This window comes from Candidatus Pseudothioglobus singularis PS1, from assembly GCF_001281385.1.
In the GTDB taxonomy this organism is placed as follows: domain Bacteria; phylum Pseudomonadota; class Gammaproteobacteria; order PS1; family Pseudothioglobaceae; genus Pseudothioglobus; species Pseudothioglobus singularis.
Genome location: NZ_CP006911.1, coordinates 567,313 through 593,423 on the forward strand (window position 1 = coordinate 567,313; position 26,111 = coordinate 593,423).

General features: G+C 36.3%; 26 protein-coding genes and 4 tRNA genes. 11 read left to right on the forward strand and 19 right to left on the reverse strand.

All coding sequences use genetic code 11. The annotated features are described in order from the left end of the window. Positions 1-174 precede the first annotated feature (174 nt). The 3 genes from trhO (at position 175) to grxD (ending at position 2,135) form a co-directional block, all read left to right on the forward strand. On the forward strand, positions 175-1,104 hold the full coding sequence (gene trhO, locus W908_RS02880; RefSeq protein ID WP_053819849.1) for an oxygen-dependent tRNA uridine(34) hydroxylase TrhO: 930 nt from the start codon (positions 175-177) through the stop codon (positions 1,102-1,104). 44 nt (positions 1,105-1,148) lie between these two features. Next, on the forward strand, positions 1,149-1,739 hold the full coding sequence (locus W908_RS02885) for a class I SAM-dependent methyltransferase (protein WP_053819850.1): 591 nt from the start codon (positions 1,149-1,151) through the stop codon (positions 1,737-1,739). 69 nt (positions 1,740-1,808) lie between these two features. Then, the gene (gene grxD / locus W908_RS02890; protein WP_020024515.1) at positions 1,809-2,135 is read left to right on the forward strand and encodes a Grx4 family monothiol glutaredoxin; all 327 of its coding nucleotides are present in this window, start codon (positions 1,809-1,811) and stop codon (positions 2,133-2,135) included. 5 nt (positions 2,136-2,140) lie between these two features. Here grxD and W908_RS02895 read toward each other — a convergent pair whose 3' ends face one another. The 9 genes from W908_RS02895 to W908_RS02935 all read right to left on the reverse strand — a co-directional run bounded on the left by W908_RS02895 (position 2,141) and on the right by W908_RS02935 (position 13,142). Continuing rightward, complete coding sequence (locus W908_RS02895) at positions 2,141-2,800, reverse strand: M48 family metallopeptidase (RefSeq protein ID WP_053819851.1); 660 nt, start codon at positions 2,798-2,800, stop codon at positions 2,141-2,143. A gap of 26 nt (positions 2,801-2,826) precedes the next feature. Then, positions 2,827-6,666: a phosphoribosylformylglycinamidine synthase gene (purL, locus tag W908_RS02900; RefSeq protein ID WP_053819852.1), complete on the reverse strand. Its 3,840-nt coding sequence runs from the start codon at positions 6,664-6,666 to the stop codon at positions 2,827-2,829. Further along, positions 6,663-7,403, reverse strand: a complete 741-nt coding sequence (locus W908_RS02905; RefSeq protein ID WP_053819853.1) for a YebC/PmpR family DNA-binding transcriptional regulator — start codon at positions 7,401-7,403, stop codon at positions 6,663-6,665. The genes purL and W908_RS02905 overlap by 4 nt, the downstream gene beginning before the upstream one ends. Before the next feature lie 22 nt (positions 7,404-7,425). Beyond that, entirely contained in the window at positions 7,426-8,394 is a 969-nt protein-coding gene (nadA, locus tag W908_RS02910; protein WP_053819854.1) for a quinolinate synthase NadA, read from the reverse strand. Between the two features lie 2 nt (positions 8,395-8,396). Then, positions 8,397-10,151: an aspartate--tRNA ligase gene (gene aspS / locus W908_RS02915; protein WP_053819855.1), complete on the reverse strand. Its 1,755-nt coding sequence runs from the start codon at positions 10,149-10,151 to the stop codon at positions 8,397-8,399. Further along, a complete protein-coding gene (locus tag W908_RS02920) occupies positions 10,148-10,681 on the reverse strand; it encodes a DUF502 domain-containing protein (RefSeq protein ID WP_236849163.1) in 534 nt (177 codons plus the stop codon). Before W908_RS02920 ends, aspS begins: the two co-directional genes overlap by 4 nt. Positions 10,682-10,850: 169 nt before the next feature. Further along, positions 10,851-11,630, reverse strand: coding sequence for a type I methionyl aminopeptidase (gene map / locus W908_RS02925; protein WP_053819857.1), 780 nt, complete (start codon positions 11,628-11,630; stop codon positions 10,851-10,853). A gap of 3 nt (positions 11,631-11,633) precedes the next feature. Then, a complete protein-coding gene (gene htpX / locus W908_RS02930; protein WP_053819858.1) occupies positions 11,634-12,527 on the reverse strand; it encodes a protease HtpX in 894 nt (297 codons plus the stop codon). A gap of 111 nt (positions 12,528-12,638) precedes the next feature. Next, entirely contained in the window at positions 12,639-13,142 is a 504-nt protein-coding gene (locus tag W908_RS02935) for a hypothetical protein (protein ID WP_053819859.1), read from the reverse strand. Between the two features lie 156 nt (positions 13,143-13,298). Between W908_RS02935 and W908_RS08810 the strand changes: the two genes are divergently transcribed. Beyond that, positions 13,299-13,445, forward strand: coding sequence for a hypothetical protein (locus W908_RS08810; RefSeq protein WP_197503587.1), 147 nt, complete (start codon positions 13,299-13,301; stop codon positions 13,443-13,445). 66 nt (positions 13,446-13,511) lie between these two features. Here the strand turns inward: W908_RS08810 and W908_RS02940 are convergent, their stop codons facing one another. After that, positions 13,512-13,922, reverse strand: coding sequence for a hypothetical protein (locus tag W908_RS02940; protein WP_053819860.1), 411 nt, complete (start codon positions 13,920-13,922; stop codon positions 13,512-13,514). A gap of 149 nt (positions 13,923-14,071) precedes the next feature. Between W908_RS02940 and W908_RS02945 the strand changes: the two genes are divergently transcribed. Further along, a complete protein-coding gene (locus tag W908_RS02945) occupies positions 14,072-15,160 on the forward strand; it encodes a tetratricopeptide repeat protein (protein ID WP_053819861.1) in 1,089 nt (362 codons plus the stop codon). A gap of 33 nt (positions 15,161-15,193) precedes the next feature. On the opposite strand, the gene W908_RS02950 is transcribed toward W908_RS02945, so the two are convergent. Continuing rightward, positions 15,194-15,266 (reverse strand) — tRNA-His (locus W908_RS02950). Between the two features lie 281 nt (positions 15,267-15,547). Further along, positions 15,548-16,165: a hypothetical protein gene (locus tag W908_RS02955; RefSeq protein WP_053819862.1), complete on the reverse strand. Its 618-nt coding sequence runs from the start codon at positions 16,163-16,165 to the stop codon at positions 15,548-15,550. 87 nt (positions 16,166-16,252) lie between these two features. On the opposite strand from W908_RS02955, the gene W908_RS08780 reads away from it, so the two are divergent. Continuing rightward, positions 16,253-16,390 carry a hypothetical protein gene (locus W908_RS08780; protein WP_158404000.1) on the forward strand — a complete coding sequence of 46 codons (138 nt, stop codon included), beginning with the start codon at positions 16,253-16,255 and terminating at the stop codon, positions 16,388-16,390. A gap of 68 nt (positions 16,391-16,458) precedes the next feature. Here W908_RS08780 and W908_RS02960 read toward each other — a convergent pair whose 3' ends face one another. The 5 genes from W908_RS02960 to dnaQ all read right to left on the reverse strand — a co-directional run bounded on the left by W908_RS02960 (position 16,459) and on the right by dnaQ (position 18,657). After that, complete coding sequence (locus W908_RS02960) at positions 16,459-17,403, reverse strand: DMT family transporter (protein ID WP_053819863.1); 945 nt, start codon at positions 17,401-17,403, stop codon at positions 16,459-16,461. A gap of 215 nt (positions 17,404-17,618) precedes the next feature. Beyond that, positions 17,619-17,694: transfer RNA gene (locus W908_RS02965), tRNA-His, on the reverse strand. Positions 17,695-17,707: 13 nt separating this feature from the next. After that, a tRNA-Arg gene (locus W908_RS02970) sits at positions 17,708-17,784 on the reverse strand. Positions 17,785-17,832: 48 nt separating this feature from the next. Further along, a tRNA-Pro gene (locus tag W908_RS02975) sits at positions 17,833-17,909 on the reverse strand. Positions 17,910-17,982: 73 nt separating this feature from the next. Then, positions 17,983-18,657: a DNA polymerase III subunit epsilon gene (gene dnaQ / locus W908_RS02980; protein ID WP_053819864.1), complete on the reverse strand. Its 675-nt coding sequence runs from the start codon at positions 18,655-18,657 to the stop codon at positions 17,983-17,985. A 53-nt stretch (positions 18,658-18,710) separates the two neighbouring features. Between dnaQ and rpoZ the strand changes: the two genes are divergently transcribed. From rpoZ to W908_RS03000, 4 genes are all read left to right on the forward strand, one after another. Then, positions 18,711-19,055 (forward strand): DNA-directed RNA polymerase subunit omega, encoded by a 345-nt coding sequence (gene rpoZ, locus W908_RS02985; protein ID WP_053819865.1) that lies wholly within the window; start codon positions 18,711-18,713, stop codon positions 19,053-19,055. Positions 19,056-19,192: 137 nt separating this feature from the next. Beyond that, a complete protein-coding gene (gene acs, locus W908_RS02990; protein ID WP_053819866.1) occupies positions 19,193-21,109 on the forward strand; it encodes an acetate--CoA ligase in 1,917 nt (638 codons plus the stop codon). A gap of 25 nt (positions 21,110-21,134) precedes the next feature. After that, a complete protein-coding gene (locus tag W908_RS02995) occupies positions 21,135-22,016 on the forward strand; it encodes a DMT family transporter (RefSeq protein ID WP_053819867.1) in 882 nt (293 codons plus the stop codon). A gap of 33 nt (positions 22,017-22,049) precedes the next feature. Continuing rightward, the gene (locus W908_RS03000) at positions 22,050-22,715 is read left to right on the forward strand and encodes a nitroreductase (RefSeq protein WP_053819868.1); all 666 of its coding nucleotides are present in this window, start codon (positions 22,050-22,052) and stop codon (positions 22,713-22,715) included. Between the two features lie 11 nt (positions 22,716-22,726). On the opposite strand, the gene W908_RS03005 is transcribed toward W908_RS03000, so the two are convergent. Beyond that, positions 22,727-23,179: a hypothetical protein gene (locus tag W908_RS03005; protein WP_053819869.1), complete on the reverse strand. Its 453-nt coding sequence runs from the start codon at positions 23,177-23,179 to the stop codon at positions 22,727-22,729. Positions 23,180-23,206: 27 nt separating this feature from the next. After that, on the reverse strand, positions 23,207-24,199 hold the full coding sequence (hemB, locus tag W908_RS03010) for a porphobilinogen synthase (protein WP_082345004.1): 993 nt from the start codon (positions 24,197-24,199) through the stop codon (positions 23,207-23,209). Between the two features lie 38 nt (positions 24,200-24,237). On the opposite strand from hemB, the gene thiC reads away from it, so the two are divergent. Next, complete coding sequence (gene thiC, locus W908_RS03015) at positions 24,238-26,106, forward strand: phosphomethylpyrimidine synthase ThiC (RefSeq protein WP_053819871.1); 1,869 nt, start codon at positions 24,238-24,240, stop codon at positions 26,104-26,106. Positions 26,107-26,111: the final 5 nt, after the last annotated feature.

The following is a 26,111-nucleotide window of genomic DNA, read 5'->3' on the forward strand; positions in this document are numbered from 1 at the left end:
ACTTCGTTAAAAAACTTAATTAAATAGCAGAGAAAAGAGTCGAATTATACACTTGTCAGTATTGAGAATAGTGGAGCCCTAATGGAGTTTTAATGTTTATGATAAGTCTAAATAAACTTAAATTACTTTCGGCTACTAGTAAAATTAACATTTTTTGTAGGGTTATCTTGAAATATGTACGCTATTTGCGCTTTATACAAGTTTACTCGGCTAGATGATTTTGAGGATATCCAGGCTCCACTGAAGTCATTTTTAGATGCTTTAAGTGTTAAAGGAACTCTACTGCTTGCAAGAGAAGGCATAAATGGAACCATTTCAGGGGGTAAAGATAGTGTTGAAAAAGTTCTTGATTACCTTCAAACTGATGATAGATTTCTTGAATTGGAATATAAATTTTCATATAGCAAAAAACCACCATTTAAGAGACTTAAAGTCAAACTAAAAAAAGAAATAGTTACCATGGGTCTTTCAGAAATTGATCCTAATCATTCTGTAGGAACTTATATTAAGCCAAAAGACTGGAATAATTTAATCAATGATCCTGATGTCATACTAATTGATACAAGGAATAATTATGAGTATGAAATTGGAAGCTTCAAGGGTGCTATTAACCCAAATACTGAAACTTTTAGGGAGTTTCCAAGTTTTACAAAAAATAGTCTAAAGCAATATCAAGACAAAAAAATTGCCATGTTTTGTACCGGCGGAATTCGCTGTGAAAAATCTACAGCCTATTTAAAGTCTGAGGGTTTTGAAAATGTTTTTCATCTTCAGGGTGGGATTCTTAAATACTTGGAAGAGGTTAAAGAGGAAGAGAGTCTTTGGGAAGGTGAATGCTTTGTATTTGATGATAGAGTAGCTGTTAAGCATAACCTTGAGCAAGGTAAATATGATCAATGTCATGCATGTCGGTTTCCGATTACTGAAGAAGATACAAAACACCCTCACTATGAGAAGGGCACATCCTGCCCAAGATGTTATGGGACAAAAAACATTGAACAAGTAGGTAGATACCGAGAAAGAGAGAAGCAGGTCCAACTTGCCAAGAAAAGAGGTGAGGTTCATATTGGTGATGATGCTAATCACACTCAACAAAAAACATAGATAATTTTATAAATACATTTTTTAAATAAGAGATAGTTATTCAAATGTTTGATAGAAAAGATATTGCCCAACTTAAGAAAGATATTGTTTTAGATGTGGAGCTGTTAAATTCTAGATTTAAGCTACACACTCGGTGGGGGGTTTTTAGCCCCCGATCGATTGATGATGGTACGCTTCTTCTGATGAAGTATATTAGCGCCAATGAAAATGACATTTGTCTTGATTTAGGGTGTGGTTATGGACCAATTGGTCTTGCATTGGCTAGGCAGTGTCACAAGGGAAAAGTTCATATGGTAGATAAGGACTTTGTGGCGGTTGAACTTTCAAAATACAATGCAAAGATTAATAATGTTAGCAATGCTAAGGCCTATCTTTCTGATGCATTTTTGCAAGTACCAAATGATATAAAATTTAATCAAATCATTTCAAATATTCCTGCCAAAGTCGGAAGAGAGCAGCTTTCAATTATTCTTAATGATGCATTTGATGCGCTGCAGCCAGGGGGGTCAATAACTGTTGTGACCATTAATGGTCTTAAGGACTTTATAAAAAATAATTTTAAATCAGTTTTTGGAAATTATAAAAAAATTAAACAGGGTCAAAAATATCTTATTTCCCAAGCAATTAAGCAATAATTATTGTATGTATCTTTGCAGTATTTATAATACTAGATTAAAATAGCAGAAAAAAATTGGAGCAATAAAGTGGAAGTATTAGAAAAAATTCAAAAGCAAGTCGATAGCGCTGCAATTGTTATTTATATGAAAGGAACACCACAGTTTCCTCAGTGTGGATTTTCTGCACGTGCATCTCAAACTTTAGCATCAACGGGAGTTGAGTTTGCTTACGTTAATATTTTTGAAGATCAAGAAGTTTTTCAAAGTCTCCCAGACTTTGCTGATTGGCCTACATTTCCCCAAATCTATTTCAACTCTGAATTAGTGGGCGGCGGTGATATTATTATTGAAATGGCTGAGCAGGATACCCTTAAGGATGCTATGCAAGAGGCTGTTGAAAAATACAATAGCTAATTAAATTAAAGTTTTCTTAGTTTGTAGCCGTAATCCTTTAGCCAAGTTTTAGCTTCTTTGAAGTTAGGCATCATAGATTCAACAGTTTTCCAAAAATGAGATGAATGATTCCTATGAATTGTGTGTGCTAGTTCATGAATAATGACATAGTCAATGACGTTCATGGGAGCCATAATTAACAGGTAGTTTAGATTAATATTATTCCTGGATGAGCAAGAGCCCCACAATGTTTTCTGCTCTTTGATTCGAACTTGGTTTACAGATAAATTATATTGATCGGCAAAATAAGTAAGCCTTGGAATAGCAACCTCTCTAAATTTTTTTTTGTACCATTTCTTTAGAGATGAGTGAATCAACTCTTGATCACTTGAACACACTAAAAATTCTTCACCATTGAAAGTTAATTTTTCGGATTGATCCGTTTTTATTTTAATGGGATATAAGGATCCTAACATTAAAGCCATATCTTTATCAAAGGCGCTATCACTTAAACGATTATTGATAATCTTTTGTTGCTTGTTGACCCATTTTTTCTTTTCATTAATAAAGTCATGAATTTTATTCATTGAAAGTAGATGAGGGGCTCGCACAATTAATTCAGCATTTTCATTAATTGAAATACTTAGGGTTCTTCTATTGCTCCTGATAACCTTATAAGGCGTCATTTGGATAAGGGCCTCTATAGCTATATTTAGTCAATCCATTTCCTGGCGTTTTCAAACATTCTAAGCCACGGCGATCTCTCTTGCCATTCATTTGGATGCCAAGAGTTTTGAACTGTTCGAAAAACTCTTTCAGGGTGGGGCATCATGATTGTAATTCTGCCAGATTCATCACAAATGCCTGCTGCAGAGTTTTCAGAGCCATTAGGATTGTGTGGATATACTTTAGATGGATCTCCAGAATAGTCAACATACTGCATAGCAATACTAGTAATTTTAGTTTTAGAGTCAAATCTAGCTTTACCCTCTCCATGTGCAATTGCTATAGGCATGATTGAGCCTTCCATTCCACTAAAGAATATAGATTTCGAATTACTAATTTTGACGCCTGTAAGACGTGCCTCAAATTGTTCTGATGTGTTTTTCTCAAAGGAAGGCCAAGCTGTTGAGCCTGGAATGATTGATTGAAGATTAGAAATCATTTGGCAGCCATTACACACCCCCAAAGTGAAACTATCAGATCTTAAAAAATATTCAGAAAACTCATCTTTGGCCAGGCTGTTTAAAAGAATCGAATTTGCCCAGCCTCTTCCAGCACCTAAAACATCTCCATAGGAAAATCCTCCACAAGCGGCCAAACCCTTAAAGCTGGATAAGGATATTTTTCCAGAAAGAATCTGACTCATATGAACATCAGTTGCTTCAAAGCCAGCCTGAGTAAAAGCAGCTGCCATTTCAATATGCCCATTAATTCCTTGCTCTCTTAGGATAGCAATTTTTGGCTTTGTACCAAAATTTATATAAGGAGTAATAATAGATTCATTGAGATCGAATGTTGGTCGAACTTTGAGACCACTTGAGTCCTTAAGGATTTCAATATTTTCAGATTCGACGCATTCTGGGTTGTCCCTTAATTTTGCAATTTCGTATGAGGTTGAAGACCACTTTTTAAAAAGATTTTTTCTCTTGTCTTGAAAAACGATATCATTTTCATGATAGATTACAATTTCATCATTTAAATTAATTCTAGCAATTCGTTTGGTTGAGTGTTTGAGTCCAATATCTTTTAGAGAGTCAAAAACTCTATTGATGTTAGTTGTTGGAATTTGAATGATGCATCCCAGTTCCTCATTAAATAGTTCAGGTAAGAGGTCTGAAGTATAAATATCTAAACCACAATGAGACGCAAATGCCATCTCTAATAAAGAGATTAAGGCGCCACCATCGGATCGATCGTGATAAGCAGTAATTAAATTCTCTTTGTTGAATGTGTTGATTAATGAAAAAAATTGAGAGAAAAGTTTTGGGTCATCAAGATCGGGTGCATCATTTCCAATTTGGTTAAATACTTGTGCTAAGCACGATCCCCCCATTCTATTTTTTCCTAATCCAAGATCAACTAAAAAAAGTTCTGACTCTATTTCATTAGCAAGTAAAGGTGTAATTTGCTGTCTAGTATCAGGTGTTTTTGAGAAGGCACTAATAATAAGCGAAAGAGGAGCTGTAACTGATTTACTCTCCCCATTCTCATCCCAAGAGCTCTTCATGGACATGGAGTCTTTTCCAACAGGAATAGTTAATCCGAGCTCAGGACAAAGTTCCATCCCAATCGATTTAACCGCCTCATAAAGTTTTGCATCTTCACCCGGATGCCCACTGGCGCACATCCAATTTGCAGATAAGTTAATGTGTTTAATATCCTCAATGTATGCACTCATTAGATTAGTCAGCGCCTCTCCAACACTCATTCTTGCTGCTGCAGCTGCATTGATAAGAGATAGTGGTGTTTTCTCACCAATAGACATTGCTTCACCTTGATAGCCTCTGAAATCTGAGAGTGATATCGCGCAATCTGCTACAGGTACTTGCCAGGGTCCAATCATTTGATCTCTAGCAATAAGGCCAGTCACTGATCGATCTGCAATCGTAATTAAAAATTTTTTACTCGCTATTGTAGGAAGTGCTAATAACCGATCAATGGCATCGCTTATAGAAATATTACTCGCATCAAAAGCTTTTTCAGCATTAGGCAGGGTAGCAACATCTTTATGAGTTTTAGGTGATGAGCCAAAGAGGAGCGACATCTCTAGATCGATAGGTTTATTATCAAAATATGAATCTTCAAGCGTTAAATGTCTATCATTCGTTGCATTTCCAAGAACTGCGTAAGGTGCTCTCTCTTTAACGCAAATCTCATTAAACAGATCGATACTTTTTTCCTTAATTGCAATGACGTACCTTTCTTGAGACTCATTACACCATATTTCTAGAGGCGACATTTTTTTTTCGTCATTGGGTATTGACCTTAATTGGAGCTTTGCACCTTTTTTTGAGTCATTTACCAGTTCAGGTATTCCATTTGAAAGGCCGCCAGCTCCAATGTCATGGATTGATACAATTGGATTAGCATCACCCAAATTGGCACAAGCACTGATCACTTCTTGAGCGCGTCTTTGCATTTCTGGGTTGGCTCTTTGAACAGAAGCAAAATCGAGATCTTCATTTTGATCACCACTTCCTATACTCGAGGCTGCTCCCCCACCAAGACCAATAAGCATCGCAGGTCCTCCAAGCACAATAATCTTATCTCCATTCGAGATTACACCTTTATCAACATGATTCTCCTTAATATTTCCGATTCCACCGGCAAGCATGATTGGCTTATGGTAGCCTCTTATCTCTTCATTATAAGATCGCTGCTCATAGGTTCTAAAGTACCCACAAGTATTGGGCCTTCCAAATTCGTTGTTAAAAGATGCGGCGCCAATTGGTGCATCAATCATAATATCAAGTGCCGATGCTATTTGGTTTGGCTTTCCATAATCCTTTTCCCAGTCCTGAGTTGAATTAGGTATCTTTAAATTTGATACTGAGAAGCCGCATAGACCGGCTTTTGGTTTAGAGCCTCTCCCGGTTGCCCCTTCGTCCCTAATTTCACCCCCAGAGCCGGTTGCTGCTCCAGGATCTGGAGCAATCGCAGTAGGGTGGTTGTGTGTTTCAACTTTCATAAGGACTGCTTTTTCAGCATTTGATGTCTTATAAATACCTTCTTCATCAGGCTCGAAGAAGTCTGATTTATAGCCACTCATAACTGCAGAGTTATCACTGTAGACTGATAAAAGACCATCAGGATTTTGATGATAAGTATTTTTGATCATACCAAAAAGTGAAATCGCCTGTTTTTCAGAGTCAATTGTCCAGTCAGCATTAAAGATTTTATGTCTGCAGTGTTCAGAGTTTGCTTGAGCAAACATCATTAATTCGATATCTCTAGGGTTTCTTTGTAAGTCTTTAAAGCTATCAAATAGATAATTAATTTCACTTCCACTTAATGCAAGTCCAAGTTCAATATTAGCCTTAATAATTGCTGATTTCCCATTTTCAAGAATATCAATACTATCAAAGTTGCTGGGTTGAAGTTCATGAAATAATAATTTTGAATCCTCAATATTTTCAAGATAGGATTCAGTCATTTTGTCCATCACGAATTCAAGGATAGTTTTTAATTCCCTATCATTAGCGCTTCGGTTGAAATGATAAGTTATGCCTCGCTCTAGTCTTTTGATATCCAATAATCCACAAAGTTTGCATATTTCAGATGCTTTGGAGGACCAAGGTGAAATAGTTCCTATTCTTGGTGAGATTGTAATTTGGAAGTTTGAGTTAACTAGATTCGCTTTTGGAGCATAATTTAAGAGTTTATCAAGCGAAGATCTGGTTGAAGGGTTAAGATCATTTTTTGATTCAATAAAGTGAATATATTCAGAAGAGATTAGCTCAATGTTGGGGATGAGCGCACTAATTTTTTTATTAAGTGCCTTTACTTTAAAATTTCTAAGCGCTTGAATTCCAGTATGAAAAGCGATCATAGTTCAGACAGTATTTCGTCTGAAATATCAGCATTATGATAGACTTCTTGAGTGTCATCAAGATCTTCAAGTCTATCAATTAGCTTCATAAATTTATCTGCATCCTCAAGATTGAGTTCGATTCTATTAGCTGGCTCCATAGTGATCTGTGAATGATCAGGTATAAGGTTTTTAGCAATTAATGCATCTTTAACTGGAAAAAAATTCTCTGGAGTCGTCACAACATCAATTGACCCATCTTCATTAGAGATAATATCTTCTGCTCCTGATTCAATTGCAATTTCCATAATTGTGTCCTCATCCCCAGAACCAAAGCTTAAAAAACCTTGTTTGGAGAACATGTAGGATACTGAGCCGTCTGTTCCAAGGTTTCCACCATGTTTACTGAATGCATGCCTAACATCAGAAACGGTACGGTTTTTGTTATCAGTCAGACAATCTACCATAATGGCAGTACCACCAAGGCCATAGCCTTCGTAGCGAATTTCTTCATAGTTTTCACCATCTAAATCGCCTGAGCCTCGCTTTACAGCATTTTCAATGGTATCTCTTTTCATATTTGCTGCTAGAGCTTTGTCTATTACAGCACGAAGAGAGGGATTATTTTCTAGAACCCCACCACCCATTTTTGCCGCCACAACAATTTCTTTAATGAGTTTGGTGAAGATTTTTCCACGCTTAGCATCTTGCGCACCTTTTCTGTGTTGAATATTGTGCCATTTGCTGTGTCCTGCCATTTTCTTAAAGTTTCTCCTATAGTTACTTAGTAAAGTCCAGAAGGCGCTGAATTGAATTTTTTGCTTTATCAATAATTTGATTATTAATGAGGATTTCATTATTACCAGTATTTAAAGTATCTAAGCATTTTTCAAGGTTATTCATTGCCATCCAGCCACAGTGAGCACATGATTCACAATCAGCTCCCTCTCCCATAGTTGGGGCTTCAATAAATTTTTTGTGAGGCGCTACCTCTTTCATTTTATGGAAAATGCCATTATCAGTTGCAACTATAAAGGTGTTTTCAGGCCTTGATGCAGCGGCATTGATAAGCTGAGTTGTCGATCCAACAATATCAGCAAGTGCGATCACCTCTTTGGGTGATTCAGGGTGGACCAATACACCAGCCTCTGGATGTATCTCCATAAGCCTTTTGAGTCCTTCTGCTTTAAATTCTTCATGAACAATACAAGCTCCATCCCACATGAGCATCTCCACACCTGTCATCGATTGCACATAGTGACCTAGGTGTTTATCTGGGGCCCAGAGAACTTTTTTCCCTTCATCGTGTAACTTTTGGACCACTTTTAGTGCGCTTCCAGAAGTTACAACCCAGTCCGCTCTGGCTTTTACTTCTGCAGAAGTGTTTGCGTAGACGACAACGACGTGATCAGGTTTTTGATCACAAAATTTTGAAAATTCGTCAATTGGACATGATAAATCTAGTGAGCAGTTTGCCTCAGTATCTAAAACGAGAACACGCTTTTCAGGAGATAAAATTTTGGCAGTTTCGCCCATAAATTTAACCCCTGCAACAATAATAGTATCTGCATCACTATTCTGACCAAATCTTGCCATTTCAAGAGAGTCCGAGACAATACCTCCCGATTCTTCAGCCAAGGCCTGAAGATCAGAGCTTACGTAGTAATGAGCAACCAAAGTTGCGTTATTTTGCTTAAGAGCCTCTTTAATTGAATTTTCAATCGATTGTTCTATTTCAATGTTTTGCATTATTAAACTCTAGTCGGAAGAGTCACCTTAATGTTTAAATCTTTAAGCTGCGCTTTAGAAACGCTTGAAGGCGCATCAGTTAATAAACATGCAGCAGTTTGTGTTTTAGGGAATGCAATAACATCCCTAATCGATTCAGTTTGACTTAAAGTCATAACGAGTCTATCTAAGCCAAAAGCTATCCCACCATGAGGCGGGCAACCATAGTCAAGCGCATCTAGTAAAAAACCAAATTTTTCTTTTGCTTCTTCATCATCAATACCAAGAAGTGTTAGCACAGTTTTCTGCATGTCACTCTGGTGAATACGAATTGATCCACCTCCAACTTCAGAGCCATTGATTACTAAATCATAAGCTCTTGAGAGCGAATCCTCAGGGTTATCTATCAGTGTTTTTGAGTCTACACTTGGCGCGGTAAATGGATGATGAATGGCATTAAGGGAGCCATCATCTGAAACTTCAAACATAGGGAAGTCGAGAACCCAAATAGGAGCCCATTCTTTATTGTAGAGATTTAAATCATGAGCAAGTTTTTCCCTTAAATTACCAAGAGCCTCATTGACTACTTTAGATTTATCGGCGCCAAAAAAGATAATATCTCCAGTTTTTGCTTCAGTTAGGTCAATTACTTTTTGAGTGACATCGTCACCTAGGAATTTAATAATGGGAGATGAAGGCCCATCTTCATTAAGTTTAATATAGGCTAAGCCCTTAGCGCCATAGATGCTTACATACTTTGTGTAGTCATCTATTTGCTTACGACTAATTGATGCCCCGCCTTCAACTTTGAGCGCAGCAACTCTTCCATTTTTATTATTTGCAGGCCCTGAAAAAACTTTGAATTCTACATCTTTCATGATGTCATTCACATCGACCATATGTAATGGAATTCTCATATCGGGCCTATCAACACCATAGAGATTAATGGCTTTTTTATAGCTAATTGTTGGAAATTTAGAGGGTAAATCAATATTGCCAACCTCTTTAAAAAGTCCTCTTATCATCTCTTCCATAAGAGATGTAATTTCATCTTCATTCATAAAAGATGTTTCGACATCAAGCTGAGTGAATTCGGGTTGACGATCTGCCCTTAAGTCTTCATCCCTGAAACATTTAACAATTTGATAGTATCTTTCAAATCCAGACATCATTAGGAGCTGTTTGAACAGTTGTGGTGATTGAGGAAGAGCAAAGAAGTTACCCTCATGTGTTCTTGATGGAACGAGATAGTCTCTTGCACCTTCTGGCGTTGCTTTAGTTAAAAAAGGCGTCTCAATGTCTAGAAAGTCATTACTATCCATGAAGTCACGCATAAAGTGTGTTACTTTTGATCTTAGTCGTAAACGCTTTTGCATCTCCTCTCTTCTGAGGTCTAAATAACGATATTTAAGTCTAACTTCCTCAGAAGTTTCCATCGAATCAAGTTGAAAGGGGATAGGTTTTGAAGAATTTAATATTTCAATGTGTGAAGCAAGAACTTCTATTTCACCAGTTGGAATTTTACTATTTACCATCTCATTCGCCCTAGCAACAACTTGGCCAGTAATTTGAAGAACGAACTCATTCCTAATCGTTTCGGCTAATTTAAAAGTATTTGCAGTATCTGGATTGATAACAATTTGAGCGATTCCTTTTTTATCTCTAACGTCAAGAAATATTACACCTCCATGGTCACGCCTCCTATTGACCCAGCCACAAAGCTTTACTTGTGAATTAAGATCTGACTTATTTAGTTCACCACAAAAATGTGTCCTCATTTTTTTTCCTTAATTTTTAAATTGTCAGGCGTCACAACACCTGCTGATATAACTAGTTTAAACGCCTCTTCAACACTCATTTGTAACTCGACCGCATCTTTTTTTGGAATCATCACAAAAAAGCCTGAAGTTGGGTTGGGTGTTGTTGGAACAAACAAATTAATAACATCTTTCCCGATAATGCTTTCTACCTCACCTTTATAGTCACCTGATTGAAAAGCAATAACCCAGATTCCCTTGCTTGGATATTGAATTAAAAATGCTTTTCTAAAGCTTTCACTTGATGTGTTTAAAACAGTTGAAGAGATTTTCTTTAGTGCGTTATAAATATTTCTAAAACCAGGTATTTTGTTTAACGCACGCTCCCATAAGTCTAGCAATTTACGACCTAAAATATTTGTAACAAGGGCTCCTGTAATAAGGATAACAAGAATAACTAAAACAATTCCAGATCCCGGAATAGTGGTATCTAGATTAAGTAGAGATTCTGGGAGAAGTCTAGTTGGAACAAGGTTATTTACAATTTCCAAAAAGAATTTGATTAGGAGTACACTTAGAGCAAGTGGAATCCAAAATAAAAGCCCGGATATAAAGTAATTTCTTAAGCGCTTCACTGAACTTGAAGATTAATCTAAAAAAAGGGTTATTTTAACACAAGCTGTATTGTCAATATGGTACTCGAGAGCTTAATATAAGTGGTTATTGATTGAGCTCCTCATCCCTAAGTGTTAGGATCTCATAACCATTTTCAGTCACTAAAATTGTATGCTCTGTCTGAGCTGAAAGCGACCTGTCTTTTGTTGTAACTGTCCAGCCATCAATTCTTGAAGTAACTACTTCATAACCACCTAAATTAACCATTGGCTCTATAGTAAAAGTCATTCCAGGCTCAAGAACTGGGCTTTGAGCTATTTTTCCATCATCATAATGAATAACTTGAGGGAGTTCATGAAAGACCTCTCCGATGCCATGTCCACAATAATCCTTAACAACAGAACAGTTTTTACTATGAACATAAGTACCAATAACTTTGCCAATTTCTCCCAAGTGAATACCAGGCTTTACTTTTTCAATACCCAACATCATAGAATCTCTAGCAACGTTACATATTTTTAAGGCTTTAACACTGGGCTTACCAATGATAAACATTTTCGAAGTGTCACCATGAAAGCCATCTTTAATAACTGTAATATCAATATTAATAATATCACCTTTTTTGAGTTTTTTTTCACTAGGAATCCCATGACAAACTACATTATTAACAGAAGTACATATCGATTTTGGGAATCCATTATAGTTAAGAGGAGCAGGAACTGAATCTAAGTCATTAACAATAAAATCATGACAAATTTGATCGAGCTTTTCAGTAGTAACGCCTGTTTTAACATGTTCACCAATCATTTCAAGTACACTCGATGCTAGCTTTCCAGCTAGACGCATCTTTTCGATTTGATCTGATGATTTAATTGAGATAGACATTTTTTATCTAGAATTTTTTGCTCTTTTTTCAAGAGCTTTGATTCTATCTTCAAGTGGCGGGTGAGATGACCAGAGTTGAGAACGATTAGATTTTGGTTTTTCTCCAATTCCAAATGCAGCTAATTGTTCTGGTAAAGGCTCTGGTTCTCTCTGTCCTAGTCGTTTTAATGCATTAATCATGTTTTGATGACCCGCTAGATCTGCCCCACCAGTATCAGCGATATACTCTCTCTTACGGGAAAAGTACATAACAATAATGCTAGCCAGAATTGAAAGAACTATTTGGGCAAAAATAGTGGTAACAAAGTATCCTATACCATAGCCGCGTTGGTTTTTAAGTATTACTCGATCAACAATATGACCAATAACTCTTGAGAAGAATATTACAAAGGTGTTAACAACGCCTTGAATAAGAGTCAGTGTAACCATATCTCCATTGGCAACATGACTCATTTCATGACCAACTACTGCTTCAATTTCACCCTGGGTCATATTATCAAGAAGACCTTGCGAAATTGCCACTAAGGCATTATTTTTACTGGCTCCAGTAGCAAATGCATTCATTTGACTTGAAGGAAAGATAGCAACTTCTGGCATCCTGATACCAACAATTTTAGACTGTTTTTTTACCGTTTCAATAAGCCATTTTTCCATATTATTTTTTGGTGAAGAAATGACAGTGGCACCTGTCATTCTTTTAGCCATCCATTTTGAAATAGCTAGAGAGATGAATGCACCGCCAAAACCAAAAACACCAGAAAAAATTACAAGAGCATTAATATTTAAATTACTACCATTTTGCATCAGAAGGCTCTCAACCCCCAGAATTCTAAGAGTAATACTTAAAATCACCATAATGGCAATATTAGTAAGTAGGAAGAGAAATATTCTTTGCATATTGTTTCCTTGAATCAAAAATAATTAATTATATTATATAAATAAATAACTTTATTGATGTGATATTGATGAATTTTTGCAGGAATTATATATATCCTTAAATCAAAAAAACTACTTACCAGGCCACATCATTCGTGATTCAGTCATTGTGCAGGAATTTTCACCAGCAGATGTCAAGATTGTTTGATAAGATTTATCGTCAGGAGTGAGAATAATAAATCCTCCATTTGCATAGTTTGATAATTCAAGATTTTCGTTTTCAGCTTTTAGTTGAGCAATTTCAGAGCAAGATTGGTTATTAATAGAAGTTACTAAAATTGTAGACAGATAACAATATTCGCCATCAGGTATTAAGGTTGCATTGAATGATGAGGTTCCATTGTTATATTTTTGAGAAGAAACATGAAGAGAAGGAAGCTCTGAAGGAATATCGGGATGAGCAAATGTAATGTTTAATCCATTCAAATTATAAGATTTTTCTATTTGACTTAGATATGAAGAGCAGGTTGTATTAATACCCCGCGCAGTAGCATCGTCAGATAAATTTGATCCATAAGAGCAAAAACTGTAAAAAAACAATAATAGTGATAAAGATTTGAGGAGGTAATTATTCATTTAGAAGTATCCGATTTTCAAGATTACTTTTCAATATACCCCCATTATCAAAAGTAATATGAAAATTTACTTGACTGAATAAATCTTAAATTTGATTGGATAACTAATTTAAACTACTTTATAATAAAATTTCGAATATTTGAAGGAGTTTTAAAAATGAAGTTAAGATTTTTATTTATTGCTGTTTTAGCATTGCTTGTTAGTGGCTGTATGGATACAATTATGGCTGTACCTGCTGCTGCAGTTAATGGCGTTGGTAACGTAGTAGGTGGTATTTGGGGTGCTGTAACAAGTATTTTTTAATACTCTCTAGTAATACTTTTCAAATCTCATAAGAATTACTTATTTTTATGGGATTTTTTTAATTGTTTAATCAATATATTTACTTTGAGCAAGTTTCAAAGCTTCTTTTTCGTTAGAAGCCTGAACAGAATATGAAACTTTATAACCTTGTTCTAGTAGGTTCGAAATAACCCAATCGTTTCCCTTGAAGGCTGGTATGGTTAATATCACTATTTCAACTATAATAATTACAACTTGAAGACCATCTGCAGTTGAAAAGTTAAAAAATCCAAGATATCCGTATAGTTCATAATCGATACTAGCCAATATGAGGATTGTAAGAATGTAGGCTATGAAAATCTTCCAGAGTCCTCGAAATAAGAACCATACTGGAAAAACTGGTAAACAGGTTACAAAAGGAATAGCTAACCAAGCAAAACCAGTTTTAACTGCTTTTAAATCTTTAGTTGCATGTTGAAGAACTTTATAAGTATTCATTTAAAAATCTTAATTAACTTTTCAAATTAGTATACCAATAAGATTTCAATTAATAAATTCAATAATTAAGATTATTTTATAAAGTTATAAATTTAATAAACCATTGTGAACTATACTTTCTCTTAAAGTTATTTATCTAAAAAAAATTTATGAAACATGAGTCATTTAATGACCAAGGTATTAAACTATTAAGAAAAAAACAATTTATTGAGGCAAAAAATTCTTTTGAAAAAGCTCTTCAATTCAAACCTAATTTTACCAAAGCTTTAAATAATCTTGGCATAGTAAACTATAAACTTGGTAACTTAGATCAAGCAGTAAGATTGTTTAAGAAAGTTGTAGCTTTAGACTCTGACTATGCTGTGACCAGTGAAAATAAAATTCTTAGTGTTATTTATTTTTTCTCTCAGGGAGATATTCAACAAGCACTGGAAATTCTTAATATGCTCGTGGAGAAAAATCCAAGAGAAGCACTCCTTTTTAATATGCTTGGAGGATGTTTTGCAAGTATTGGTATGGTTGAGATGGCAATTGAAAATTATCAAAAAGCTATTGAACTTGAACCAGAATATGCTATTCCAAAACATATGCTTAATTCTTTAACTGGTTATACTAGTAAAGAACCACCAAAACAGTATGTAAAAAATCTTTTTGATGATTATGCTTATAGATTTAATGATGCCCTTGTTAATAATCTTCAATACAGCCTCCCTTTTATTATTAAGGAATTTATACTTCAAATTAATAGTAAGAAATGTATATATCTAAATGTAATAGATTTAGGATGTGGAACAGGTTTAGCTGGAAAAGATTTGAGGGATATAAGTACTAATCTTTTAGGTATTGATATTTCAGAAAATATGATCTCTGAAGCGAAAAAGTTAGGTATTTTTGATACCCTCATTGTTGGAGATATAGTTGAAAAGTTAAACTCGTTCCCAGGCAAATTTGATTTATTTGTAGCTCTTGATGTGTTAATTTATATTGGAGATGTAGAATCAATTTTTAAAGCAGTCCACAAGTCTTGTAACTCCGACTCGCTTTTTGTTTTTTCTGTTGAGATTCAAGATGAGAATGGATACTCTCTATTAAAAAGCTCCCGTTATGCCCACTCAGATAAATACATTATGCATCAAACTAATGAACTTTTTGATTTGGTTAATTCTCAAAATGTAAAATTAAGAAAAGAGGGCGAGAATTGGATTGAGGGTAAGGTATACGCATTTAAACCAATCTGATTTGGAATCTCATTAATATCTATAAGAAATTGAGGCGAGAAAAGGGGCTCGAACCCGCCACAACCGGAATCACAATCCGGGGCTCTACCAACTGAGCTATTCCCGCCATAAAAAAAAGTGGTGCGCCCAATAACGTATGCCCTACGGTTGCAATACATTCAACAAAAAATAGGTCAATAAATCCGTATAAAAACCTACCTAATAATAACAGATAAATACATCTTTTTCAGGCATAAAGTTAAAAGCGTGCACGTAAAAGTGCACGGAATAGGTATGCCTGAAAAAGGTATTGCAGAGGGGGTAGGGCACCCCTTTTGAATGACTACTTAATCGGGGAAACTGGGTCAGATGTGAAATTTGAGTTACACCAGAGTGACTCAAATTAGCTTAAGTGTCAGGGGCTTTGTAAGTATCAGTTGGAGGTGAAGCTGAAGGTGTACCTGCAGTTGGAACTGAACCTGAACCTGCACTTGAACCTGAACCTGCACCTGAGCCTGAGCCTGAGCCTGAGCTACCATCAGGGAATAAAGTATTAAAGGATGATGATAAATCAGAATCTGGCATTATTGGGTTACCATTGCTGTCTTCAATAACAACTATGTTATCAAAACTGAACGCTTCTTGATTCGGGAGAGTTTCTAATGCCAAGTTCATCTCTACTTTCTCTTCCGAACTAATTATTGTACTTATAGATAATAATTCATCTATTAATTCAGTTCTATTTAGAAGATTACCATCAACGTCATAAATTGCCTCCAAAGACGATATCCCAAGTTTAACACTTGCCATAATTAATTGTTCTAAGCTATCAGTTGTTAAATCCTGCTTTTTGAGAAAAGCGTCTTCCTTCTGAATACGAATCTCTTCCATAGTGGCACAGCTGGATAAAAAATAGCTACCATCTGGAGATACTGTCCTTATTACCTCACTGCCTTGAGGACACGAGCCCGCAAGACTTTGAGCTGATAAGAGGGATAGGATTACAATTAGGATTAGTTTCTTCATAAACTTACTATACCTTAATAAGACTATATTTGACTACTATTAGTACCAAATAAGGCTCTACTTTCTAACTATTTTAAGGGCTCTAGGATGGCGAATGATACTCAAATTGCTATGGCTTCTTGGGGTCGACTGGACAAGATGACAGAGTCATCACTAAGTGAAGATTATGTATTAAGGTTTATAAAAAAATATACAAATAAATCACCAGAGAAATTCGCCAAATAAAAATAGAAGAAAGATGAGGGTTTGTTTTGTCAAATTCCTTTTTTGTTATCAAAGGAAAAGTATATTAATTAGGTGCGCAAACTGGTTTTCACTGCTACTGGTTCTTTCTTTACTCCCTCTCGAATAAAAACAAAGAGTCCACTTGCAGTAATGAGTAGCATTCCTAGTATTGAATAAATATCAGGTATCTCGCTAAAAATAAAGTAACCACTTCCAATAGCAAATATTAACATAATATACTCAAAAGGTGCAATAACTGGGGGTGAGCCAATTCGGTATGCAGATGTAAGTAGAAGCATTCCAGCACTTCCAACAGCTGCAATACTAAGAAGCATTACAAGCACTGAATTGTTGTAAATTGACCAATCTCTTATAAGGTATTCTAGGTTTTTAGCCTGAGAGGGTTCAAATTCGATTAACGGAATTATCAACCAAGCACCAAAAGCAAGTACAACACTTCCTCCATATAGATGAAGCATCTGTTGGAAAACGCTATCTTTTTCGCTTGTATATTTAGCAAGCATCATTGATACTGAGTATGTAAAAGCAGTAATTATAGGCAGTAAAGTAAAGTAATTAAATCCTGTAGGGCTTGGTTTAACAATAAGTAAAACACCAATAAAACCGACAATAATGGCACAAATACGGTAGAAACCAACTTCTGACTTGAACATAAACTTTGATAATATTGTTATAAATAATGGCGTCACAAAGAATAAGCTCGTTGCCTCTGCAAACTCCATTTTTGCCAACGCAAAATAGAAACATAAAAAACCTATAAAAAATAGTAAGACTCTAGTGATGGCAAGAATTGGAAACGATGAACTGAAGTCGATACGACGCTTAGTTAATTTAAGAAAAATAATAAGTATGATGCTGCCAACCATTCCACGAATAAACATTATTTGAGTCAAAGAAGCATAATCGGCAAGCTGACGAACTAAAACGTCCTGAATGCTGAAGAAAAACATTCCTAACAAGATAAAAAAAATTCCCTGTTTATCGTTACTCATTTTAAACCTCCAAATTTAAGGCTCTTGTTTAAGTGTGGAGTCAATTTTGAGTGATTATATACCTAATTTAATTGGGAATTAAATCTTATTCACCATTAAAAAGTAAGTCATAAAACTTCTCCAAAAAAAAGCTCTTTATGACACGCAAAAGATCACACAAAAGGACTTTTTGACTTATTTTTAGTTGAGTATTAGGCTAAAACCCTAATAGGAAGTGGGGCGAGAAACGGGGCTCGAACCCGCGACAACCGGAATCACAATCCGGGGCTCTACCAACTGAGCTATTCCCGCCATAAAAAAAAAGTGGCGCGCCCAATACGATTCGAACGTATGACCTACGGCTTAGAAGGCCGTTGCTCTATCCAGCTGAGCTATGGGCGCATAACTTTGCTTTAATAAAGTTTAGGCTTGCACTTTAAAAATTAATTTTGGTCGGAGTGGAGGGATTTGAACCCCCGACCACCTGGTCCCAAACCAGATACGCTACCAGACTGCGCTACACTCCGAAGGTGTGTAATTATACTGTCATAGTCTTCTTAGTCAATGCTTAATTAAGCTTGATTTATTAGATCATTTTATTTAATTATTAAAATAGTTATTATGAAGTTCTGTTTCATCTTTATTGGCCAAAATAACCTTAATTTTTTCACTATTTGCAATATTTTTTTTGATGAGTGAAGGGTCAGTTAACTCGGATACATTGCTTTGGGTTTCTTGAAATAAATTGGACTGACCGCCAGTCATTGCAATATAAACTTGAGCAAGAATCTGAGCATCTAATAGAGCCCCATGTCTAGTTCTTTCGCTTGTATCAACACCAAATCGACGGCAAAGGGCGTCTAAATTATGCATTGTGCCAGGCCTTTGTTTTTTTGATAATTCAAGAGTATCAATAACTGGACATAAGTCTTGTATCTTTTTCTTTATGCCATTAAGTTTAAGTTCGTTGTCAAGAAAGCCCAAGTCAAATGGTGCATTATGAATAATCAATGTTGCCCCTTCGATAAAGGATAATAAATCATCTGAGATTTGATTAAATTGAGGCTTATTGATTAGAAATTTATCTGTAATTCCATGAATATTAACGGAGTCACCAACAGTTCGATTAGGTTGAATATATTTGTGAAATTCAATATTAGAGACTTCTCTATTTTCAATTTGTACAGCTCCAACTTCAATAATGCGATGACCCTCTTTTGGATTAATTCCAGTTGTCTCTGTATCAAGCACAATAAGCCTTTCCATATTTTGCATAATAAAGTAAAATACTGCATTTTAGCATTCACCTTTAAGGGTTAACAAAGATTATGGCAAGAGTAACAGTAGAAGATTGTTTAGATAAGGTACAGAATAGATTTGAATTGGTTTTAGTGGCTGCTAAGCGCGCTCACCAATTAAATTCTGGTGGTTTTAGAACAACCTTAGACGTTGGAAAAGATAAACCAACTGTTTTGGCTTTAAGAGAAATTGAGGCTGGATTAATTAATGCCTCAATTCTGACAGAAGAGTATGCAATTGAAGAAGAGCTTAACGCACAGGAAAAGCTTGCAGATCAAGCTAAGATGAGTGAAGTTAAAGAAGAGCTGTCAGAGGCTTCGCTCGATTCTGAGGTTGCGACTGATGATTTAGCTGTTAAAGATGAAGATGAATAAACACCATTAAATTTTTTAAAGAAAAAATGACGCTCTTGCGTCATTTTTTTTTGCTTGATTTATAGATATTTTTATATCATTCCAATCACTGACTTTGGTAACATGAATTTTTTAAGAAATATAACTCGAGGTTTTAAATGAAATACCCAATCATGCAAAGTAATAGAAAGCCTTTAATTGATGCTCAAAAATATGAATCGATGTACGAACAGTCAATGTCTCAGCCTGATGAATTTTGGGCAGATCAGGCAGATCAGTTTATTAGTTGGGATAAAAAGTGGGATAAAGTTTCTGATGTTGATTTTTCTAAAGGAAAAATTGCTTGGTTTGAGGGCGCCACTCTTAATGTTTCATATAACTGCCTTGATCGTCATCTTCCTGAAAGGGCAAATCAGGTAGCGATTATTTGGGAAGGGGATGATCCAGATTCAAGTCAGTCTGTCACTTACAAAGAGCTCCATGAAATGGTTTGTAAATTTTCAAATGGAATGAGAGATCTCGGTGTTGAGAAGGGTGATCGTATTTGCCTTTATATGCCAATGATTATTGAAGCAACCGTTGCAATGCTTGCATGTGCAAGGCTTGGAGCTATTCATTCTGTTGTTTTTGGTGGCTTCTCACCTGACGCTTTAAGAGATAGAATCCTTGATAGTGAATGCAAGATGGTTATTACTGCTGATGAAGGTGTTAGAGGAGGTAAATCTATACCACTTAAAGCCAATGTAGATATTGCAACAAAAGAGTGCGGTTGTGTTGAGCATATTGTAGTTGTTAAGAGGACTGGCAGTGATATAGGTTGGTCAGACAGAGATGTTTGGTACGATGAACTGGTCAAAGATGTATCGTCCAACTTCCCTTGTGAAATGTTTGATGCTGAAACGCCACTTTTTATTCTTTACACTTCAGGCTCAACTGGAAAGCCCAAAGGTGTTCTTCATACCTCTGGTGGCTACCTGCTTTATGCAGCAATGACTCATAAATATACTTTTGATTATCAAGAGGGGGATATATATTGGTGCACTGCTGATGTCGGCTGGGTAACGGGCCATTCGTACATTGTTTATGGGCCACTTGCTAATGGTGCAACCTCTTTGATGTTTGAGGGTATTCCAAATTATCCAGACGCCTCAAGATTTTGGCAGGTCATTGATAAACACCAAGTTAACATTTTTTATACTGCTCCAACTGCGATTAGGGCTTTGATGGGTGCAGGAAATGAGCTCGTTCAAAAAACTTCTAGATCTAGTTTAAAAATACTAGGAACTGTTGGAGAGCCAATCAACCCTGAAGCCTGGGAATGGTACTATAGTATTGTAGGTGAAGAGAGATGCCCTGTTGTAGACACCTGGTGGCAAACTGAAACAGGCGGCCACATGATTACACCAATGCCATTTGCCACTGAATTAAAGCCTGGCTCTGCAACCAAACCTTTTTTTGGTGTTGAGCCTCAAGTTTTAACTGAGAGTGGTGAAGTGTTAGAAGGTGAAGCTTCAGGTGTTCTGGTTTTGGCGCGCTCATGGCCCGGTCAAATGAGGACGCTTTATAACAATCATGAGCGCTTTATGGAGGCTTATTTTTCAACGTATCCTGGGAAATATTTTGCTGGTGATGGCGTGAAGCGTGATGCCGATGGATATTATTGGATTACTGGAAGGGTGGATGATGTCTTAAACATTTCTGGGCATCGTCTTGGAACCGCAGAAATTGAATCTGCACTAGTTCTTCATAGTAATGTCAGTGAGGCTGCAGTTGTTGGAATGCCTCATGATATTAAGGGGCAAGGAATCTATGCTTACGTCTCTCTAATGAGTGGTATTGAGGGAACTGATGAGCTTAAAAAAGAACTAGTTGCACTTGTCAGAAAAGAGATTGGACCCATAGCTACTGTTGATAAAATTCAATTTGCACAGGGCCTTCCTAAAACAAGATCTGGAAAGATTATGAGACGAATTTTAAGAAAAATCGCAGAAGATGACTATAAAGAGTTGGGAGATACTTCAACGCTTGCGGAGCCTGGCGTAGTTGAGGATTTAATTTCTAATAGAATACAATAGTCACCTAAAGTACCTAAGTAAAACGATGAACGCACTTCTCTACTTTGTGGTGCTCTTGGCTTGGGGGTCATCATGGTTTGCCATTAGCTTTCAATTGGGAGATGTTGCGCCCCAGGTTTCAATAGTTTGGCGATTTTTGCTTGCCTCGATAATTCTTTTCATTTGGTGTTATTTTAGAGGCCTCAAGCTCTCATTCCCATGGCGAGATCATCTAAGTTGGCTTTTGCTAGGTTTTTTTCTATTTTGTGTTAATTATATTTGTGCTTATTTTGGTACCTTTTATCTTGCTTCTGGTTTAATTTGCCTTATTTTTTCAACCCTTACCTTGTTTACTGTTTTCAACGGCTTTGTTTTTTTTAAAAAACCAATAAGGCTGCCTATACTAATTGGAGCAGTGGTTGGTATAGCTGGGCTTTCAGTAATATTTTCAAATGAAATTAGTAGTACTGATTGGTCTCTTGAGTCAGGAGTTGTTAAGGGTTTTCTTTGGATGCTATTTGCAACTTTTTTTGCCTCAATTGGTATGCTTTTATCAGGCCAATTTCAGGCTCGTAAAATGCCATTAGTCCAAAGCAATGCTTTTAGTATGCTGTATGGCTCACTGATATTAGTATTTTATATAACTGTGAGTGATGTTAGCTTCAGCTTTAATACTAGTTATAGTTATGTTATATCACTAGTTTATCTAGCGCTAATTGCATCTGTTATTGGTTTTGGATTTTATTTAAAGCTTGTTGGAAATATTGGGGCAGACAAGGCTTCATATGTGAATATTTTTACACCAACCATCGCGCTTCTTCTGTCCACTTTATTTGAAAATTATGAGTGGAGCTGGATAGGTTTAATAGGTGTATTATTAATTATTATTGGTAATATAATCGTTCTTTATGCAAAGCCAGCCAACTAGATGTATTGCTAAAGAAACTAAAGGGAGTATCTGATGGATTTAAAAACTACTTTAATGGAGCGAAAATCGACAAGGGCTTTCTTAGACAAAGAAGTGTCCATGGATACAATAAATGAAATCATTGAGCAGTCAAAAACAGCACCTTCTGGAGTCAATACACAGCCCTGGCAGGTTGCAGTCATAAAGGGCGAGAGTAAAAATAACCTCTGTAATAAGTTTGAGAAGGCTTTTAGAGGCGGAGTAAAAGGCGCTATGGACTATAAGTATTATCCAGTTGAGTGGCTTGATGAATATAAACAAAGAAGGAAGGAATGTGGTTTGATGCTCTACTCAACCTTAAATATAAGTCGAGAAGATAAAGAAAGACAGCTTGATCAGTGGGCACTTAATTATCAAGCCTTTAATGCGCCTGTTATTCTTCTATTTTTTATTGATAGATCAATGGAGAAAGGCTCTTTTATGGATTATGGAATGTTTATTCAATCGATTATGCTCTCAGCTGTCGAAAAAGGATTGGCAACTTGTCCTCAGGCGGCTTTGGGAGAGTATCCTGATATTGTTCGTCAAGAATTTCCAGAGTATAAGGATAAAATGGTACTTTGCGGTTTAGCTTTGGGCTATGAAGATAAGGATCAAATCGTTAACTCATATAGAACACCAAGGGAAGATATAGGTTGTTTTGTAAGGTACTATAACTAGAATAAATAGATTTATTTTTCAGCCTGCACTTTTGCAAGCTCAAGCTCAAATTGACTTAGCTCAAGCTCGATGAGGGCATTTGAAAGCTCTTCCGTTAATAATTTAATTTGATTATCATTTGCAATTACAAAAGATTCGCTTTGACTAAGTTCAGACTGAAGTTGGTTATTTTGAGTTCTAATTAAATTCATCTCAGCTTCAAGCACTTGAACCTTGCTAGATGAAAGATTAAGTTTTTTACTCGATGAGTTCAGCAAGTTAAGGGATTCTACTAATTGATTATCTAAATCATTCAATTGCGTTTGCAAACTTACAAGATCTAATTTGTATTGTTCAATCTCTTCAGAGTTGTCAATGGAGATAATGATAGGATCAGGAGTCTTCATATTAAATTGTGAATAAGAATGCCCTATAAAAAAAACAACCACAGTTGATATCAAATAGAAGGCAATTTTTTGGTCCATTTTTATCTATCTTATAATAAAAGTTTATTAAGAATCTTTAATCCATTTGGCAGCATCTTTTGCATAATAAGTCAAGATGGCATCTGCACCAGCCCTTTTAAAGCAGAGCAGTGTTTCAAGAACCGTTGACTTTTCATCAATCCAGTTCTTTTGGCTAGCTGCTTTAAGCATAGCATATTCACCACTGACATGATAGGCAAAAGTTGGCACTCCGAATGTCTGCTTAACACTGGATACAATATCAAGGTAAGGTAAGCCTGGCTTGATCATGACCATATCAGCACCCTCATTAATATCAAGTTCGACCTCACGAATTGCTTCGTTAGCATTTCCAGGGTCCATCTGATAGGTCTTTTTATCTGACTTTCCAAGACTTCCAGAAGAACCAACTGCATCCCTAAAGGGCCCATAAAATGACGAGGCATATTTAGCAGCATACGATAGAATGTTGGTATGGATAAAGCCTGATTCCTCAAGTGCATTTCGAATTGCCCCTATTCTTCCATCCATCATGTCAGAGGGCGCAACGATGTCCGCACCCGCTTCGGCATGTGAAAGGGCTTGTTTGATGAGAACATCGACTGTTTCATCATTGAGAACATATCCATTAGAATCTATTAATCCATCCTGACCATGACTTGTAAATGGATCTAATGCAACGTCAGTAATAACTGCTAGCTCTGGGAAGCTTCTCTTAACTGCGCGAACAGTTCTTTGAACAAGACCATCTGAATTATAAGACTCTTCAGCATCTTCAGTTTTTTTCTCAGAAGAAATAACGGGGAAAAGGGCTATCGCTTGAATTTTTAAATCAACAATTTCCTTAGCCTCGATCAAAAGTTGATCAATACTTAGTCTTTCAATACCAGGCATTGAGTCTATCTTTTCCTTAATGTTTTCTCCCTCAATAACAAATAGAGGGTAGATTAAATCATTAGAAGTTAGAGTGTGTTCACGAACTAAAGAACGATTAAATTCTTGTTTTCTCAATCTTCTTGGTCGATGAGTTAAAATGGACATTTTCATTCCTAAAGTAACATTAACCAAATTATACAATAATGAAGCAATCATCCGAAACACTTACAAGTTTATCAAGCGTTAACAAGGCTTTTATTGAGCCTTTTCCCAATTCTAAAAAAGTCTATGCTAAAGGCTCAAGGGACGATATCAATGTCCCCATGAGGCAAATTAAGCTTACAGATACTATAGGAGATTTGGCTGAAAAAAACGATCCAATCCATGTCTATGATACTTCTGGACCCTATACAGACCCTACTAAAACGATTAGTTACAGAGATGGGATTGAATCAGTTCGCTCGAATTGGATTGAGGAAAGAGGAGACACAGAATTATTAGATGGTGTGAGTTCAAATTTTTCTATTGAAAGACTAAATAACAAAGAACTTGATGAGCTTAGGTTTGAGCACTTAAGAGCACCTAGAAAGGCAATGAAGGGAAAAAATGTTACTCAGATGCATTATGCAAAAAAAGGCATTATAACGCCTGAAATGGAGTACATTGCAATTAGAGAAAATTGCCTTTGGCAAGAATATCAAGACCAAATTGGACAACATCAAGGTGAAAGCTTTGGCGCTGCAACACCAAAGATCATTACACCAGAATTTGTAAGAGACGAAGTAGCTAGGGGCCGCGCAATTATTCCTAATAATATTAACCATCCTGAAACAGAGCCAATGATTGTTGGTAGAAACTTCTTAGTTAAAATTAATGGAAATATTGGTAACTCAGCGCTTGGATCTTCAATTGATGAGGAGGTCGGAAAAATGGTTTGGGGTGTTCGTTGGGGCGCTGATACCATTATGGATTTATCAACAGGTAAAAATATCCATGAGACGCGTGAATGGATTATTCGTAATTCACCAGTCCCTGTTGGAACTGTACCTATTTATCAAGCGCTTGAAAAAGTGAAAGGTGTTGCAGAGGACCTGACCTGGGAGATCTTTAGAGACACGTTGATTGAACAAGCTGAGCAGGGCGTCGACTACTTTACGATTCACGCTGGTGTTCGCCTTAAATACGTCCCGTTGACGATGAACAGGGTTACTGGAATTGTATCTAGAGGCGGCTCTATCATGGCGAAATGGTGTCTTGCGCATCATACAGAGAGTTTTCTTTATACTCACTTTGAAGACATTTGTGAAATTATGAAGGCTTATGACGTAACCTTCTCACTCGGAGACGGTTTGAGACCGGGCTCAATTGCCGATGCAAATGATGCCGCTCAGTATGGTGAGCTAGAAACTTTAGGTGAACTTACTAAAATAGCTTGGAAGCATGACGTGCAAACTTTCATTGAAGGTCCGGGTCATGTGCCAATGCACATGATTAAAGATAACATGGAAAAGCAGCTTGAAGAGTGTGGTGAAGCGCCTTTCTATACACTCGGTCCATTGACCACAGATATTGCGCCTGGATATGATCATATTACCTCAGCAATTGGAGCAGCACAAATTGGCTGGTATGGCTGTGCGATGCTTTGCTATGTAACTCCTAAGGAACATCTTGGGCTACCTAACCAGGATGATGTTAAGACAGGAATTATTACTTATAAAATTGCTGCGCATGCAGCTGATCTTGCTAAAGGACATCCAGGAGCTCAAATCAGAGATAATGCGCTCTCCAAAGCCCGATTTGAATTTAGATGGGAAGACCAGTTTAACTTGGCACTTGATCCAGATACAGCCAGAAGCTTTCATGATGAAACGCTTCCAAAGCAAGCCGCTAAAACTGCGCATTTCTGCTCTATGTGTGGACCTAAGTTTTGCTCTATGAAAATTTCACAAGATATTAAGGGACTTGATAGTGCTACGGTTGAGAAAATTCAAGAAATTCAAATTGAGATGGATAAAAAATCTGAAGAATTCCTAGATAATGATAGTGAAATTTATTTAAAGGAAGGGGCTTAAAGCTA